The 16,864-nt window shown below is 65.3% G+C and carries 13 protein-coding genes and 1 riboswitch; of the genes, 10 read left to right on the top strand and 3 right to left on the bottom strand.

What is annotated here, in order from left to right; genetic code table 11:
- Nucleotides 1-27: 27 nt before the first annotated feature.
- Nucleotides 28-211, bottom strand: a riboswitch (cobalamin riboswitch).
- A 198-nt stretch (nt 212-409) separates the two neighbouring features.
- Nucleotides 410-1,621 carry a cell wall hydrolase gene (locus tag C2R25_RS06260; RefSeq protein ID WP_369825692.1) on the top strand — a complete coding sequence of 404 codons (1,212 nt, stop codon included), beginning with the start codon at nt 410-412 and terminating at the stop codon, nt 1,619-1,621.
- A gap of 66 nt (nt 1,622-1,687) precedes the next feature.
- Here the strand turns inward: C2R25_RS06260 and C2R25_RS06255 are convergent, their stop codons facing one another.
- Nucleotides 1,688-2,014, bottom strand: a complete 327-nt coding sequence (locus C2R25_RS06255; protein ID WP_103728338.1) for a hypothetical protein — start codon at nt 2,012-2,014, stop codon at nt 1,688-1,690.
- Nucleotides 2,015-2,249: 235 nt separating this feature from the next.
- Between C2R25_RS06255 and C2R25_RS06250 the strand changes: the two genes are divergently transcribed.
- From C2R25_RS06250 to C2R25_RS06210, 9 genes are all read left to right on the top strand, one after another.
- Nucleotides 2,250-2,591, top strand: a complete 342-nt coding sequence (locus C2R25_RS06250) for a hypothetical protein (RefSeq protein WP_103728337.1) — start codon at nt 2,250-2,252, stop codon at nt 2,589-2,591.
- A 353-nt stretch (nt 2,592-2,944) separates the two neighbouring features.
- Complete coding sequence (gene mdh / locus C2R25_RS06245; protein WP_103728336.1) at nt 2,945-3,907, top strand: malate dehydrogenase; 963 nt, start codon at nt 2,945-2,947, stop codon at nt 3,905-3,907.
- A 127-nt stretch (nt 3,908-4,034) separates the two neighbouring features.
- The gene (gene sucD, locus C2R25_RS06240) at nt 4,035-4,925 is read left to right on the top strand and encodes a succinate--CoA ligase subunit alpha (RefSeq protein WP_103728335.1); all 891 of its coding nucleotides are present in this window, start codon (nt 4,035-4,037) and stop codon (nt 4,923-4,925) included.
- Between the two features lie 188 nt (nt 4,926-5,113).
- Nucleotides 5,114-7,963, top strand: coding sequence for a 2-oxoglutarate dehydrogenase E1 component (locus C2R25_RS06235; protein WP_103728334.1), 2,850 nt, complete (start codon nt 5,114-5,116; stop codon nt 7,961-7,963).
- A gap of 8 nt (nt 7,964-7,971) precedes the next feature.
- The gene (odhB, locus tag C2R25_RS06230) at nt 7,972-9,198 is read left to right on the top strand and encodes a 2-oxoglutarate dehydrogenase complex dihydrolipoyllysine-residue succinyltransferase (RefSeq protein ID WP_103728333.1); all 1,227 of its coding nucleotides are present in this window, start codon (nt 7,972-7,974) and stop codon (nt 9,196-9,198) included.
- 116 nt (nt 9,199-9,314) lie between these two features.
- Complete coding sequence (lpdA, locus tag C2R25_RS06225; RefSeq protein ID WP_103728332.1) at nt 9,315-10,712, top strand: dihydrolipoyl dehydrogenase; 1,398 nt, start codon at nt 9,315-9,317, stop codon at nt 10,710-10,712.
- Between the two features lie 154 nt (nt 10,713-10,866).
- Nucleotides 10,867-12,336 carry a DUF4403 family protein gene (locus tag C2R25_RS06220; RefSeq protein ID WP_103728331.1) on the top strand — a complete coding sequence of 490 codons (1,470 nt, stop codon included), beginning with the start codon at nt 10,867-10,869 and terminating at the stop codon, nt 12,334-12,336.
- 114 nt (nt 12,337-12,450) lie between these two features.
- A complete protein-coding gene (locus C2R25_RS06215) occupies nt 12,451-12,876 on the top strand; it encodes a hypothetical protein (protein ID WP_103728330.1) in 426 nt (141 codons plus the stop codon).
- A gap of 20 nt (nt 12,877-12,896) precedes the next feature.
- Entirely contained in the window at nt 12,897-13,640 is a 744-nt protein-coding gene (locus C2R25_RS06210) for a TorF family putative porin (protein WP_103728329.1), read from the top strand.
- Nucleotides 13,641-13,711: 71 nt separating this feature from the next.
- On the opposite strand, the gene C2R25_RS06205 is transcribed toward C2R25_RS06210, so the two are convergent.
- Nucleotides 13,712-15,427 (bottom strand): hypothetical protein, encoded by a 1,716-nt coding sequence (locus tag C2R25_RS06205; RefSeq protein ID WP_103728328.1) that lies wholly within the window; start codon nt 15,425-15,427, stop codon nt 13,712-13,714.
- 113 nt (nt 15,428-15,540) lie between these two features.
- Entirely contained in the window at nt 15,541-16,842 is a 1,302-nt protein-coding gene (locus C2R25_RS06200; protein WP_103728327.1) for a cytochrome P450, read from the bottom strand.
- Between the last annotated feature and the right edge of the window lie 22 nt (nt 16,843-16,864).

The following is a 16,864-nucleotide window of genomic DNA, read 5'->3' as shown; positions in this document are numbered from 1 at the left end:
GCTGCAACCGGTACACCCCGTCCGATTGCGGAACGACCGTCAGCGGGCAGGTCTCCTGGCTTCCGGATCGCCGGTGCGCCCTCACCTTCCCGGCCTGCGGCCAGTGGCTTGTTGAAGGCCCCTCCCCGGTCACAGTTGCGGGGGCAGCGCCGGCAATTGCAGCCGGCTTCCCTCTTAGGCCCTTACAGGCACCCATGACGTGAGCGGGCGGATAGTCGTGCGCCGCCCACTTGGCAAGCCGCTCCGGCGGTGCCGCATTCCCGCCGCGCAAAGAGGCGGCCGCTTCGGAGCAAATCGTAAACCTTTGCTGATAGGAGCCACCCTGTACCGCAACGGGACGGCTCCGAAACGGCAGGATGCGCCATCCGGCCACTTGCAGTAGGCGACGCTCGAGATTGAAAGGAAACGCGTGCCTGCTCCCCCCGCCTCCACCGAACGAGACGCCGCAGAGGCGCATCGGATGGAGCGCGAGCAGCTCGTGGTCCAGAGGCCCCGTGACTTCGCCGCACGGTATCCGCGCCGCGCCCGGCCGGTCGGACGGCGTCCACGCGGGCTTGAGCGACATTGGATCTACGTCATGACGGCGGCCATGACGGTCGCGCTGCCCGCCTTCGCGGCGCCCGATGAGTGGGGCGATGACTGGGGGCGCTTCGCCATCGCTGACGCCGCGCTTTCCGAATCGGGCCCGCAGCCGATACCTTTCGAGCAGGCCGGTGCAAGTTTTCCGGGCTCCGCCTTCTACTATCTTGAAGCGGAGACGCGCCCTCTGCAGATCGGCGAGGGCATCCATTCGGACGCGGACGATCGGGCAAGCGGCCCGCTGCCTTTCGCCCGCCCCCTCTTTATCGACAGGTCCGGCGTCGATCGCACCCGCGCGCTCCAGTGCCTCACGGCGGCGATTTACTATGAAGCGGCGAGTGAGCCCGACGCAGGCCAGCGCGCGGTCGCGCAGGTCGTGCTCAACCGGGTGGCTCATCCCGCCTATCCCGGCACGGTGTGCGGCGTCGTCTACCAGGGGTCGGAGCGATCGACCGGGTGCCAGTTCTCCTTCACGTGCGACGGGTCGCTGGCGCGCCGGCCGCAGCCGATGTTCTGGGAGCGGGCCCGCGCCGTCGCGCGTGCTGCGCTGGCGGGCTATGTCTATGCGCCGGCGGGGCTCGCCACGCATTACCACACTGTACAGGTCCGGCCGTACTGGGCGCCAAGCCTGCACCCCCTGGGCACCATCGGCGCGCACCGCTTCTACGCCTTCCGGGGCGCCGCCGGAAAACCCGCGACGTTTCGCTTCGCCTACCTGGGCGGGGAACCTGTCGCCGCGCCGCACCGCCGGGACGACAGCGCCGCCAGCGCCGCTGTCAGCGCCGCGCTCGATCCTCTGGCGGTGCAGCAGGCGTTCGCGACCGGCCTTCCCGCTTCCGGGGCGGCGGTGCAGGACATGGCCGCCGAAGCGAAGGCCCCGGCAGCACCCGCGCCTGCCTATTCAAGCCAGGTGCGCGAGCGGGGCGGCGAGGCTCTCTACACGGCGCGCAACCTGCCGGGCACGCAGGGCATCCGCCCTGAGTACGCGAATTCCGGGCGATGGATTGCAACGCCAAACGGCGCATCCGCGGGTACTCGCTAGACCGTGTGGACAGATTCGACACCGGCGTGAAAGACTGACACGGGTGGTTAGCTGCCATCAGGCAGCTCAGCGGCCCATAGGTCTGTGTTCAATCCCGCAGTCAGGATAGACCTCAGCGCGTTCCACTGATCGCCGTTCGCCGTCGCAGATAATAACATCGGCAGGGTTATCGTTGGACCAGCTCTGTGGCTTGCTGATCGAGCAGACGCTGCGCCCAGCACTCAGATCAGCGCTTACGAAATCCGCGATGTTCTTCTCGGAGTAGACGGCGCAGGCTTGGGGATCGTACGTCAGCCAGTTCAGCAATGGTGGGGCAAAGGGGACGGCCACGATGAGCAGCAGCACGCCAAAAACCGCCGCACCTAAGATGAACAAGCTTCGCCGGATCATCATGCCTGCATAGCGCCTGTCGAAACATCCGCTAGGGGGCGCTTACGTTCCGGCAGGATTGGGGCGCTAGCTGACGTTCGCATTTGTCCACGCGGCGTTGGACGAAGCGGCGGGCCGTGGCTTTCACGGCCCGAGATGCCCGTGGCAGGATTTCGTAAACCATACTTTCTCACGATAGCTTAGCCCTGCCGCGTGACAATGTGCACACAACGTCGCAGCCACAGAGGGGCACCTTCTTATGACCATCCGCTTTGCCGCCGCCCTTAACGGAACGGTGCCGGCCGTCTGCGGTGTCATCTGCAAGGACGCGCCGCTCGGCGCTGCCAACGACAATGCGGTGCTCTCGCCGCGCATCCTGCGCACGCTTGCCTGCGAAGACACCTCGGGAGAGGACGCGCGCCTCGCCGAAGCGCTCATGCACTTCGCCCGCCATGGCCTTTCCGCAGCACGGCGTGCGGCGGAAGAGGCCGAGGTTGCCGGCGTTTCCCGGCAGCCGAGAGAGCGGGCGCGGTGGCTGGACATCTGCGGCCGCTTCGACCCCCGCCTCGCCGCCGCGACCGCCGCCCGTCTCGTGATCTGAAGCCCGCTGCGGGTCGATCGCTTTACCTGCATCAGGATGTCCCGGGTCAGCCCTTGCCGAGTCGCGGGTGGAATGCTCGAGAGAGGCCTGCGTAGCGGGTCGAACCGTTGCCGCGCGTTGCTGAAACATGAACAAACACGGCCTTTTCCGCCGCATTCGAGCGCTTAATGAAATTGCGAACTATTATCACATAAAAGTTCCGGGCTCATCGGAGAAAGAGGCCTTTGGCGGTTGCAATGCCCTGCCAAGGGGCGTAGGGCCGCCTTCGCAACCCGGCACCTGCCGTTCGCGGGATTAAGAGCAGGCCGCCTTGAAGTCCGGAAATCCCGCCTTGGGAAGGACACTGACGGATCATGGCTCGTAAGAAGATTGCCCTTATCGGCGCCGGCAACATCGGCGGCACGCTGGCGCACCTCGCGGCGCAGAAGGAACTGGGCGATATCGTCCTGTTCGACATCGCCGAGGGCGTTCCCCAGGGCAAGGCTCTTGACCTGTCGCAGTGCGGCCCGGTTGAAGGCTTCGACGCCAGCATCACCGGCACCAACGACTACGCTGACATCGCGGGCGCCGATGTGGTCATCGTCACCGCCGGTGTTCCCCGCAAGCCGGGCATGAGCCGCGACGATCTCCTGGGCATCAACCTCAAGGTCATGAAGGCCGTCGGCGAAGGCCTCAAGCAGTATGCTCCCGACGCCTTCGTGATCTGCATCACCAACCCGCTCGACGCGATGGTCTGGGCGCTGCGCGAATTCTCGGGCCTGCCGCACAACAAGGTCGTCGGCATGGCCGGCGTGCTGGACTCCGCTCGCTTCTCGACCTTCCTGGCCTGGGAATTCGGCGTCTCGGTCCGCGACGTGAACACCTTCGTGCTCGGCGGCCACGGCGACACCATGGTGCCGGTCGTGCAGTACTCGACCGTCAACGGTATCCCCGTTCCGGACCTTATCAAGATGGGCCTCTCCACCCAGGAGAAGATCGACGCCATCGTGCAGCGCACCCGTTCGGGCGGCGGCGAGATCGTCGGTCTGCTCAAGACCGGCTCGGCGTTCTACGCTCCGGCAGCCTCGGCGATCGCGATGGCCGAAGCCTATCTCAACGACCAGAAGCGCATCCTGCCGGTCGCGGCTTATGTTGACGGCCAGTACGGTGTTGACGGCCTCTATGTCGGCGTCCCCGCCATGATCGGCGCCGAGGGCATCGAGAAGGTCATCGAGATCGAACTCGACGCAGAAGCCAAGGCCAACCTCCAGGTCTCGGTCGACGCGGTCAAGGAACTGCTGGTCGCCTGCAAGGGCATCGACAACACGCTGGCCTGAGGCCACAGACACACACTGCCCTCGCGCCGCCGGCCCCGCACCCGGGCCGGCAGCGCGAGGGCCTCACAGTTTCTTGGAACCTCCCCGGCCTCACCGGCTGCTTCCATGATCAGGAACAGGAAAACCGATGTCGATCCTCGTTAACAAGAACACCAAGGTCATCACTCAGGGCATGACCGGCGCCACGGGCAGCTTCCACACCCAGGCCGCCCTCGACTACGGCACGCAGATGGTCGCGGGCGTGACCCCCGGCAAGGGCGGCACCGAGCACCTCGGCCTGCCGCAGTTCAACTCGGTCCACGAAGCCAAGGCCGCCACCGGCGCCACCGCATCGTGCGTCTACGTGCCGCCGTTCGGCGCCGCCGACGCCATCCTCGAAGCGATCGACGCCGAGATGGAACTCATCATCTGCATCACCGAGGGCATTCCCGTTCTCGACATGGTGCCGGTGAAGCGCGCGCTCGTCGGCTCCAAGTCGCGCCTGATCGGCCCCAACTGCCCCGGCGTGCTGACCCCCAACGAATGCAAGATCGGCATCATGCCGGGCAACATCTTCTCCAAGGGTTCGGTCGGCGTCGTGTCGCGCTCGGGCACGCTCACCTATGAAGCCGTGTTCCAGACCACCGCGGCAGGCCTTGGTCAGACCACCGCGGTCGGCATCGGCGGCGACCCCGTCAACGGCACCAACTTCATCGACGTCCTCGAACTGTTCCTCGCTGACGAGGAAACCAAGTCGATCATCATGATCGGTGAAATCGGCGGTTCAGCGGAAGAAGAAGCGGCCCAGTTCCTCAAGGACGAAGCCAAGCGCGGCCGTCGCAAGCCGATGGCGGGCTTCATCGCCGGCCGTACGGCGCCTCCGGGCCGCCGCATGGGCCATGCGGGCGCGATCGTTTCGGGCGGCCAGGGCGGCGCCGAGGACAAGATCGCAGCGATGGAAGAGGCCGGCATCAAGGTGTCGTCCAGCCCCTCGCTGCTGGGCGAGACGCTGGTGGAAGCCATCAAGGCTTACGCCTGATTTAAGGCGCAACCGGGCGGTACGGCAGGAACCCTGCCGCCCGGGAGCGCTTACCAAGACGCGCACGGGGCATTCGGTCCCGGCGTGAGTACCCGAGCGGACTAACGGCTCTCCTGCTGGACCCGTCAGCCGCCAAACCGAGACGCCGGACGATTTTTGCTGTCCGGGCGTGGCGATAGGTGTTTCCTATGGGCGACGAGAGTTTTGATTTCACCCCCGACATGGGACTCGACGAGCCCCAGGCCGGACCGAGCTGGCAGCGCGGCAGCTGGCCGCTCGTCGGCGGCGAGGCCGAGGACGACTGGACCCAGGGCCTCGATCCCACTGTCCTGAAGGCCGAGATCAAGAAGGCGGCGGACAAGGGCGGCGTCAAGGTCGACCAGGCCCGCATAGACGAAGCGGCGGCCGATGCAATCCGGGCGATGATGCTGATCCGCACCTATCGTGTGCGCGGTCATCTCGCGGCGGACCTCGACCCGCTCGGCCTGAACCAGCGCAAGCTGCCCGCCGACCTCACGCCCGATTACCACGGTTTCGTCGGAGCGGCCCAGGACCGCAAGGTCTACGTCGGCGGCGCCCTCGGCCTGGAATGGACCACCGTCCGCGAACTCGTGCAGATCCTGCGCGCGAACTACTGCGGCAAGGTCGGCCTCGAGTACATGCACATCGCCGACACGGAGGAGCGCCGCTTCCTCCAGGAGCGCATGGAAGGCGCTGACAAGGAGATCGAGTTCACGCCGGAAGGCAAGAAGGCGATCCTGCAGGCCGTCGTGCGCGGTGAGCAGTACGAGAAGTTCCTCGGCAAGAAGTACGTCGGCACGAAGCGCTTCGGCCTGGATGGCGGCGAATCGATGATTCCGGCGCTTGAAGCCGTCATCAAATACGGCGGCCAGCTCGGCGTGAAGGAAATCGTTTACGGCATGGCCCACCGCGGCCGCCTGAACGTCCTCGCGAACGTGATGGCGAAGCCGTACAAGGTCATTTTCCACGAATTCTCGGGCGGCACCGCCAACCCGGAGGACGTTGGCGGGTCGGGTGACGTGAAGTACCACCTCGGCACCTCGACCGACCGCGACTTCGACGGCACGAAGGTTCACATGAGCCTGATGCCGAACCCGTCGCACCTCGAAACGGTCGACCCGGTCGTTCTCGGCAAGGTGCGCGCCTACCAGACCATCGCGGACGATATCGGCGACGACATCGGCCCCGGCGCCAAGCACAAGCAGGTGCTGCCGGTCCTCATCCACGGTGACGCGGCCTTCGCGGGCCAGGGCATCATCTGGGAGTGCTTCGGCCTCTCGGGCGTGAAGGGCTACAACACCGGCGGCTGCGTCCACTTCATCATCAACAACCAGATCGGCTTCACGACGAGCCCGCAGTTCGCGCGCAACTCGCCGTATCCCTCGGACGTCGCCAAGGGCGTCCAGGCGCCGATCCTGCACGTCAACGGCGATGATCCGGCGGCGGTGACCTTCGCCTGCAAGCTGGCGATCGACTACCGCCAGACCTTCGGCCGCGACATCGTGATCGACATGTGGTGCTACCGCCGCTTCGGCCACAACGAAGGCGACGAGCCAGGCTTCACCCAGCCGTTGATGTACCAGAAGATCCGCCAGCACCCGCCGGTCAGCAAGATCTACGGCGAGCGTCTCCTCAAGGAAGGCGTCATCGACGCGAACTTCCTGCCGGAAACCGAGGCGGCCTTCACGGCGCACCTCGAAGAGCAGTTCGAGGCGGCCAAGACCTATAAGTCGAACCAGGCCGACTGGTTCGGTGGCCAGTGGAGCGGCTTCCACAAGCCGGCCGATCCGGAAACCGCGCGCCGCAACGTCGACACGCGGGTCGAGCCCAAGCTGTTCGAAAGCCTGGGCCGCACCCTGACGACCGTCCCCGAGGGCTTCACCGTCCACAAGACGCTCGCTCGCGTGCTCGCCGCCAAGGAAGAGATGTTCAAGAGCGGCGAAGGCTTCGACTGGGCGACGGCGGAGGCCCTCGCCTTCGGCAGCCTCGTCACCGAGGGCTATGGCGTTCGTCTCTCCGGCCAGGACTGCGGTCGCGGCACGTTCTCGCAGCGCCATGCGGTGTGGACGGACCAGACGAATGAGAACAAGTACGTCGCGCTTTCGACGCTGCCGCACGGCCGCTTCGAAGTGCTGGATTCGACACTGTCGGAATACGGCGTGCTCGGCTTCGAGTACGGCTTCGCCAGCGCCGATCCCAAAACACTCGTCCTCTGGGAAGCGCAGTTCGGTGACTTCGCCAACGGCGCACAGATCATCATCGACCAGTACGTCGCCTCGGCCGAATCCAAATGGCTGCGCGCGAACGGCCTCGTCATGCTGCTGCCGCACGGGTACGAAGGCCAGGGGCCGGAGCATTCGTCGGCGCGCCTGGAGCGTTACCTGCAGCTCTGCGCGCAGGACAACATCCAGGTCTGCAACATCACCAGCCCCGCGAACTACTTCCACGTTCTGCGCCGCCAGATGCGCCGTCCGTTCCGCAAGCCGCTGATCATCATGACTCCCAAGTCGCTGCTCCGCCACCCGCTGGCGAAGTCAAGCGCGAAGGAGTTCCTGGAAGGCGACTTCAAGCGCATCCTCTCCGACCCGAACGGCTCGGCGGACGAAGCGACGAAGAAGGTCATCCTGTGCTCGGGCAAGGTCTTCTATGATCTTCTCGAAGCGCGCGATGCCGCCGAGATCACCGACACCCAGATCATCCGTCTCGAACAGCTCTACCCCTTCCCGGGCGAACCGCTGACCGAGCGTCTCTCGAAGATGCCGAATCTCGAGGAGATCGTCTGGTGCCAGGAAGAGCCGAAGAACAACGGTTCATGGTTCTTCGTTGACCCGCTGATCGAGGAAGCCGCGAAGGCGGCAGGGGTTTCCGCCCCTCGTCCCCGCTACGCCGGTCGCGCCGCGTCGGCTTCGCCGGCCACCGGCCTCGCCAAGCGCCACACCGCCGAACAGGCGGCGCTGGTTGCCGATGCGCTGCATCTTTCCGTTCGTTCCGAACTCCGTCGCAAGCAGAAGGCTTGAGATACATCATGTCCACCGAAGTCAAGGTCCCCACGCTCGGCGAATCCGTCTCCGAAGCCACCATCGGCCAGTGGCTGAAGCAGCCGGGCGAAGCCGTCGCCGCTGACGAGCCCATTGCCAGCCTCGAAACCGACAAGGTCGCGATCGACGTCATGGCACCTCACGCAGGCGTGATGGGCCAGCACATCGCCAAGGAAGGCGACACCGTCACCGTTGGCGCGCTCATCGCCACGATCGAGGAAGGCGCAGGCGCACCGGCTGCGAAGCCTGCCGCAGCCCCCGCCGCCACCCCGGCGCCCGCTGCGGCGGTAGCCCCTGCCGCCGCTCCGGCCGCCGACGAGGCTTCGGCCGGTTCGTCGGTCCTGTCGCCGGCCGTGCGCCGCGCGATCCTTGAGCACGGCATCGATCCGGCGACCATCAAGGGCACTGGCAAGGATGGCCGCATCACCAAGGACGACGTCCTCGAAGCGGCCAAGAACAAGCCGGCGTCCGCGCCCGCCACGTCGGCACCGGCGGCGGCCGCCGCTCCGGCTGCCCGCAACGAGGAACGCGTCAAGATGACGCGCCTGCGCCAGACGATCGCCAAGCGCCTCAAGTCCGCGCAGGACAACGCGGCGCTTCTCACCACCTTCAACGACGTCGACATGTCGGCGGTCATCGAGGCGCGCGAGAAGTACAAGGACGTGTTCCAGAAGAAGCACGGCATCAAGCTGGGCTTCATGTCCTTCTTCGCCAAGGCGTCGGTCCTCGCGCTCAAGGACATCCCGGCGGTCAACGCGCAGATCGACGGCGACGAGATCGTCTACCATGATTACGTCGACATCTCGATCGCCGTCTCGGCGCCGAACGGCCTTGTCGTTCCCGTCGTGAAGGACTGCGACAAGCTCGGCTTCGCGGGCATCGAGAAGGCGATCGCGGGCTTCGGCAAGAAGGCCAAGGAAGGCACGCTCACCATGGAAGACATGAAGGGCGGCACCTTCACGATCTCCAACGGCGGCGTGTTCGGCGGCCTGATGTCGACCCCGATCATCAACCCCCCGCAGTCGGCCGTGCTGGGCCTCCACCGCATCGAGGACCGCCCGGTCGTCCGCAACGGCGAGATCGTCATCCGCCCGATGATGTACATCGCCCTGTCCTACGACCACCGCATCATCGACGGTCGCGAGGCGGTCACTGCCCTCAAGACCATCAAGGAAGCGATCGAGGATCCCACGCGTCTCCTGATCGACCTCTGAGATGAAACGCCCCGCCCGCCCCGAGTTCAGGTCGGGCGGGGTTTTCACTTGTGCTGAAACGCTTAACTACCGCTCGTACCAGTTTGTGAAATCCACGAGCGTGAGGAGGCCAAGAAATGGCTGATTACGACTACGACGTCCTTGTCATCGGTGGCGGCCCCGGCGGCTATGTCGCGGCGATCCGCGCGGCACAGCTGGGCCTGAAGACGGCCTGCGCCGAAGGGCGTGAGACGCTGGGCGGAACCTGCCTCAATGTCGGGTGCATCCCCTCGAAGGCGCTGCTGCACGCTTCGGAATACTTCGAAGCGGCCAAGGGCGGCGCAATGGCCGCCATGGGCATCAAGGTCACTCCCGAACTTGACCTGCCCACCATGCAGGGCCAGCGCCTTGACGCGATCAAGGGCCTTACCGGCGGCATCGAGTTCCTGTTCAAGAAGAACAAGGTCGATTGGCTGAAGGGTTACGCCCAGTTCAAGGACGCGCATAGCGTCGAAGTCGCGGGCAAGACCGTGACGGCCAAGAACATCGTCATCGCCACCGGCTCGTCGGTCACGCCCCTGCCCGGCGTTGAGATCGACAACGAAGGCGGTGTCGTCGTGGACTCGACCGGCGCGCTGGAACTGGCTTCGGTGCCGAAGAAGATGGTCGTCATCGGCGGCGGTGTGATCGGGCTGGAACTCGGTTCGGTGTGGCGTCGCCTCGGCGCGGAAGTCACCATCGTCGAATTCCTCGACCAGCTGCTTCCGGGCATGGACATGGACGTTCGCAAGGAAGCGTCCAAGATCTTCAAGAAGCAGGGCATGACCCTCAAGCTCGGCACCAAGGTCACCGGCGTGACCGTTGAAGGCAAGAGCGCGAAGGTCACCGTCGAGCCGGCCAAGGGCGGCGAAGCGGAAGTGATCGAGGCGGACGTGGTCCTCGTTTCCATTGGCCGCCGTCCCAATACCGAGGGTCTCGGCCTCGCCAACATCGGCCTTGAACTGAACCAGCGCGGTCAGATCGAAACAGACCACGACTTCGCCACCAAGGTGGACGGCGTCTGGGCCATCGGCGACGTAATCCCCGGCCCGATGCTCGCCCACAAGGCCGAGGACGAAGGTATCGCCGTGGCCGAGAACATCGCAGGGCTGACCGGCATCGTGAACCACGACGTCATCCCGGGCGTAGTCTACACCCAGCCTGAGATCGCGGGCGTCGGCCTGACCGAGGAAGCCGCCAAGGAACGTGGCGCGGTGAAGGTCGGCAAGTTCCCGATGCTGGCGAACTCTCGCGCGAAGACCAACCACGAGCCTGACGGCTTCGTTAAGGTGATCGCCGATGCCGAGACCGACCGCGTGCTGGGCGTGTGGTGCATTGCATCGGTTGCCGGCACGATGATCGCGCAGGCGGCGCAGGCTATGGAATTCGGCGCGACCAGTGAAGACATCGCCTACACCTGCCACGCGCACCCGACGCACTCGGAAGCGATCAAGGAAGCGGCAATGGCTGTCACCGGCAAGCCGATCCACATGTGATCGGATCTCGGATCTGACTTCGGAAGGCCGGCGCGAAAGCGCCGGCCTTTTCGTTTATGCGCGGATCCTGCAGCGCTGCCTAGCCAGAGGAGCAGGAACCACAAACCCCCTCGCGGATTTCATCGCGACACGGTTTGGGGCACTTTTTCCGCAAATGAACTATCCGCGCATCGGTCTGATCGCCATCGCCGGCACGCTTGCGCTGGCTGCCTGCAACCGCCACCGGAACGAGCCGCCCCCCCGCGCCCACGACGCAATCACGGTGGATTCACAGGCTTCCCTTATCACCGTTCCCGTGACGGCGGACCTCGGCAGCCTTGCCGCCGCCCTCGAACGCCAGATCCCGCGCACCTTGTGGACCATCAACAAGCCTGGGCAGACGTGCGTACCATCGAAGCGCGTGGACATTGGCATAGCCACGCTCAAGACCCCAAAGCTGAAGTGCCGGATCGTGGGCGAAGTCACGCGCGGCGCGCTGACTTTCGCGGGCAAAGGCAAGGAAATTCGCGTCGCCATGCCTTTGCACGCGGTGGTGCGCGCTGAAGACATTGGCGGCGTCCTGAAGCGCGAGACGGCAACAGCGGACGCCATGGCCCATGCCGTGATCCGTATCCGCCTCGCGCAGGACTGGGCGCCGCAGGGAACGGTGGACATCCGCTACGACTGGACCAACGCACCGCACCTCACGTTTCTGGGACAGCGTATCGACCTGCGCGAACAGGCCGAAAGCCAGCTTGCCCCCGTCATTGCGCGCCTGGAACGCGAACTGCCCGGCGAACTGGGCAAGCTCCAGGTGCGCCGCCAGGTGGAGAACGCCTGGCAGTCCGCTTTCACGACGCTGTCGCTAAACCGCCGAAACCCGCCGGTATGGATGCGGGTAAAGCCGACGGAGTTGCAGTACGGCGGCTACGAACTCGACGGCACGCGCATGCGGCTGCGCCTCGGCCTGAAAGCCGTTACCGAAACCTTCGTAGGGCATCGACCGAAGGACCCTGCCCCCACTCCGCTGCCGGCCATGACCCCGCTCGAGGCCGAGGCGGGGAGACTGGCGTTCTTCATCCCCGTCATTGCCGATTACCGCGAGCTTGAGCCGGTGCTGATGAAAGCCTTGCACAAGCGCTCGGCGCGCCCCTTCGCTGTACCCGGCGTCGGGCCTGTTCGTGCAAAGTTCCACAAGGCAACGATCTACGGGACCGAGGGCGGGCGCATCGCCGTGGGCGTAACCTTCACGGCTCGCGATGATGCCGGGCGGATCGGACCCACGACGGGAACGGTGTGGATGACAGGCAAGCCGGTCAATGCGGACAATTCGCGCCGCGTCCGGTTTGAGGAATTCGAAGTGAGCGGCACGACGGACATGAGAGGCGGCGACCTTATCCTGCGCCTTGCCAACACGCCGGTGCTCGACGCGACGATTGCCGATGCTCTCGCGCAGAACTTCGAAAAGGACTACGCCGAACTGCTGGGCAAGATCGACCGGGCCATAGAGGCCAAGCGCGAAGGCACGATCCTGATCCACGCCGAGATCACCCGCACACGCACGGGGCGCATCAAGGCTGCGGGGCAAGGCCTTTATCTTCCGGTCTGGGCCGACGGCGAGGCATCCATCACCGTCGCGCCGTGAAGTCAAATATCCTCACGCCTGCGCAACAAGCGGGAAGCAATTGGCCCCTACCTCCCCATTGCACAAGAAATGTGCACAGCTGCTTAGTTTTTAGGCATCCTAGTGGGAGACATCATGAGCCTTCTCGTTCTTGCGGCCATGTCGGCAGCCGCAGCCGCCGCACCGGTCCATACTGTCAATCTCGAACACCGGGGCAGCACGTACACCGTCGATTACCGGTCCAGGGTCGAAACCTCCACCCGCAGCATCGGCATCTCGCCGCCCACCCGGCCAAGCTCGCAGCGCTGCGTCATGACCGCGACCGTATCGGTCGAGCGTGCAATCACCGATGGTGGCCATGAACTCACGGCCAAGCTCCCGGGCAAGGAAACCTACACCCGCCAGCTGCCCGGCAGCTGCAGCGGCCGCGACGCGCAGCTTGCAAAGCTGGTCGAGGACAAGAGCGGCGCCATCAACGCGCATCTCGCGCAGCTTGCGGCGAAGGACCGGTCGCATGCAATCGCCGCCATCGATGCCGCTCATCACTTTGCATCCAACTGACAAGGCGCTAGACGCCGGGGATGCGATACATCTGTTGTCTGGCCGCTGCCTTGTGCGGCGGCCTCATCACGGCTGACGCCCGAGCCCAGTCGGCCCCGGCCTCCGCTTCCATCGAGTTCGAAACCGATCACCGCGAGCGTGGGCTGAGCTGGAGCGACGGCAAGGCCGCCTTCGGCCTCGAGGCGTCACTTCCCGTCACGTACGATCTCGCGCTTGATCTCGACGCAGTGACCCTCCGCGACAGCGCACGCCATGGCGGCGCCGACGTGGGCCTCACCATCGCCCCGCGTTACACCCTGCGCACGGGGGGGTGGGACGTGTCGGCGGGTGTCCGTGGCAACGTCTTCATCGGCCGGTCCGGGACCAGCTACGTCGAGTTGACCGGCGACGTCGCGCGCACGCTCGGCCCCGCACAGCTCGTCGTCGGTGCGGCCTTCGCACCCGCGCAGGACGCTATCGGCGGCAGCAACCTCTATATCGACGCGCAGCTCTCCGCGAGCTTGCCGGGAACGCCGGTCACCCTCTACGGCGGCATCGGCCACACCAGCGGCTCATCACGCAATGACCCTCGCGTGGCGCGCCTGCGTCCGGGCGGAGACTACCTCGACCATCACCTGGGTGCCGAGTATACCGCCGCCAACCTCACTGCAGGCGTGCGCTATTCGGGCACTTCCATCGGCGCCGACGAGGTCGATAGCCTGTCTCCCTGGACAGATCGCCACACGGGCTCCCGGGTCATGGCCTACCTGCGCTTCACCCCCTGATGCAAAAGCCCTTCTTCACCGGCTGAAGAAGGGCTTTCTCTTTCGCGCAGGCGGCGATGGGCGGGTGGCGCTCAGATGGCGTCGGGGTAGACGGGCCGGATATCCACCGGCAGGCTGGCCATGGCAGCGATCGCCGCTTCGGCCTCACCATCGAGCTTCGCCCAGCGCGCCATGAAGGCCTTGGTCCCCTCGTAGTCGCCGGTGGCTTGCAGCATGAGGATGTCGTGCAGCAGGGCCTTCAGCCCCGCTTCCATCCTGGCGTCGTCGATGACGTATCGGCGTGCGGCCACATCATAGGTAAAAGCGCCCTTGTCCCGCAGGTAAGCATATTGCAGCGCCGCGCCCTTGCCATGGGCTTCCACGGCACCGAACCGGACGGCGCGGAAGATGCCCGTGAAGTAGGTTGCGAAGAGCTGCGGACGCTGGGCGATCGGCAGTTCGCCCTTGTTCATCATCAGCAGGATGTTCCAGACCCCGGCGACGTCGGCCTTCGCCTCTTCGAGGGCGGAGTTCTGCTCTTTCAGCGCCTTGTCCACCGTGGTCTTCTCACCGTTGACGGTGATCGAACCCGGCCCGAGGCTGTGAGAAAGCTCATGGAACAGCGTCTCGTACTGCATGTAATCCTTGACCACGAGCCGAGCCTGGTCGGGCTTCAGGACAAGCGCGGCCATCGGCTGCAGGATACGGTCGAACTTCGCCCCCAGCACGTTGGAGAGGATCACCTTCTTGGCGCCCTTGGCCTCGCGCACACGTTCGTCGTTCGGCAGGTTGAACGCGATTGTCTGCGAACCGGGCACGTTGTCCCCGCCGCCACGGACCTGCTCGGCCACGGCAATCGGGCTCTCGAAGCCGCGCTGGAAGTTCTTGTAGGCATCCGCGATCGGAAGGTTCGCTTCCATGTCCCGCAGGTAGTTCTTGTACTTGGCGAGAGCGGCCGACTCCTGCGGGTCCTTCAGGGTGACGAAGCTCTCGAAAGCGGTCTTGGCCCCCATCAGCCGATCGGTGTAGACCTCGTAAGGTCCAATCGCCACTTCGATCGGCGTGCCGGACAGGTCCATCCAGGCCAGTTCGCTTTCATAGTAATCGTCCGTGAGGAAGGCCTTCGCTCGCAGGCTGAGGAAGCGCTTCAGGCTCGGATTGCTCGTACGCGCCGCAGCCTGTTCGAGCAGCCTGGCGGCGGGCTCCAGCCACTGCCGGTACGCCACCGAATACGGCACGGCCACGAGCTTTGCGCCATCCCGGCGAACCACCGTGTAAGGGTTCAGCAGTGCCGCCTTCTGGTGCGGGTTCGCGGCGATGTAGGCGTCCAGTTCCTGCCGCGTCATGTCCTCGGGATAGAAGCCCGCGCCTTCCGGCATCGGCATCGTTCCCCAGAACGGATGCAGGTCCGCCATTTCATCCCACGGCCCGAAGTTACGGGCGAACATCTCCACCAGAAGGTCCCGATCCGAACGCCGGTTCATCGATACGGCGCGCTGGACCTGCGGATTGCGTTCGTAGCGCTGGCGAAGGTAGATCTCGCTCATCAGGTCCGATGCCTTGATCAGCAGATTCACGACCTCCCGCTCCTCAGCGTTCAGGAAGGTAGTGTCGACCTCCATGGGGATGGTGGCGAGCTTTTCCTTCTGCGCGGCAAGATCGTAATCGACTTCAGCGGTCACAGGCAGGCTCTGCGCCAGGGGCGGCGTCGGTGAAGCGCCGGAAGCCACGTCTGCGGAAGAGGTGGCGGTACAGCCGGCGCTTGCCAGCAACAGAGCGGCAGGGGAAAGGCGCTTTAGGATGAGCATCAAGGACGTCCGTTGTGTTCTGCTATGCCTCCAGCCTAGTGCGACGAGCGCCTCATGCAAGCGCGCCGGGTGCAACCTTCCCCGGACACGGCTCAAACGCCGGCCTCAAACCTTCAAACCGGATCGAATTCGAGGTGGAGCGCCTTGAGCGCCCGCAGCACGTAGGTCGGTTCATACTCGAACCTGTGCGCGCCTTCCGGGCCGTGATGCGCCTCCGACAGACGAATGTTGTCCATGCGTGCGAGCAGCCGCTCGATGCTGACCGCAACCTCCCGCCGGGCCAGCGGCGCCCCGATGCAGGTATGGGCGCCGCGGCCGAAAGCCAGATGCTCCTTGATGCGTGGCCGGTCCATGTCGAAGCGGCCCGGCTCGGGAAAACGCGCGGGGTCGCGATTCGCGGCCATGTGGCTCATGAGGATCGGCGTGCCCGCCTTGATCTCCACGCCGCCCAGCGTCGTTGTCTTGCGGCAGATCCGCCCGCCGCTCTTGACCGAGCCATCGTAGCGCAGCAATTCTTCGATGAAGTCGGGGATGCGTGAAGCGTCACGCCGCAGCGTCTCCTGGATATCGCGGCGGGTCGCGATCACCTTGAAGCCGTTCGCCAGCAGCCGATTGGTGGTGTCCTGCCCGGCGCCGAAGAGGAACGCCGCCAATCCGGTAACATCGACCAGCGAAGGCTGCGACCCGTCCGGATAAGTCGCTCTGGCAAGGTCGTTGAGGATATCCTCCTGAGCGAGCAGGCGACGAAGCGGCCGCATCAGCGGATGGCTGGCCAGACGCCGGCGCGCGATGAGGCCGAAGAGATCCTTACCCACCGGCACGAGGGGGTTCTTCATCATTTCCTCGTGCGTGGCGTCCATCGGTATCGGAATGGCGCCTTCCAGAAGTCCACGAAACTTTGCGCGGGTGCCTTCTGACAGGCCGAGAAGGTCGGAGATCACGAGGGCACCGTAAGGGCTGCCGTACTGGCGCACGATATCGACGCGGCCATCCTTGTGGAACTCGTCGATCAGTCCCTCCGCTGTCGCGGCGAGTTGAGGCTGGAGCTGCTTCAACCGGCTGGGCGTGAACAGCCGCGAAAGGATCGAGCGCAGGTCGGCATGGCGAGCGCCCTGCTCCGCCACGATCTGGTCGGCAAACGCGATCTGCTTGCGGTGGGCTTCCAGCTCCGGTCCGATGTCGTCCCCCTCCGGTGTGAAAGGCAGTTCGACCATCCCGCCCGTGACCGCGTTGATCTCGGAGAAGTGTTCGGTATCGAGCAGAAGCTGCACCGTTTCCTCGTAGCCGACCACGGCCACCGCCCCCCGGTGAGGCAAGGGAACGACGGAGCCCTTTTGCCGCAGGTGGTCGAAATAGGCGTGTGGATCATCCACAAGCGACACGTCGCTGTACCAGTCGGCAGTCTCGTAGTTCATGCGGCCCGCTCCACTCTTATGA

It is taken from the genome of Novosphingobium sp. HII-3 (assembly GCF_002916655.1).
GTDB classification, from domain to species: domain Bacteria; phylum Pseudomonadota; class Alphaproteobacteria; order Sphingomonadales; family Sphingomonadaceae; genus Novosphingobium; species Novosphingobium panipatense.
The sequence above is the reverse complement of the archived record's forward strand: the minus strand, read 5'-3'. Positions and strand labels throughout refer to the sequence as shown.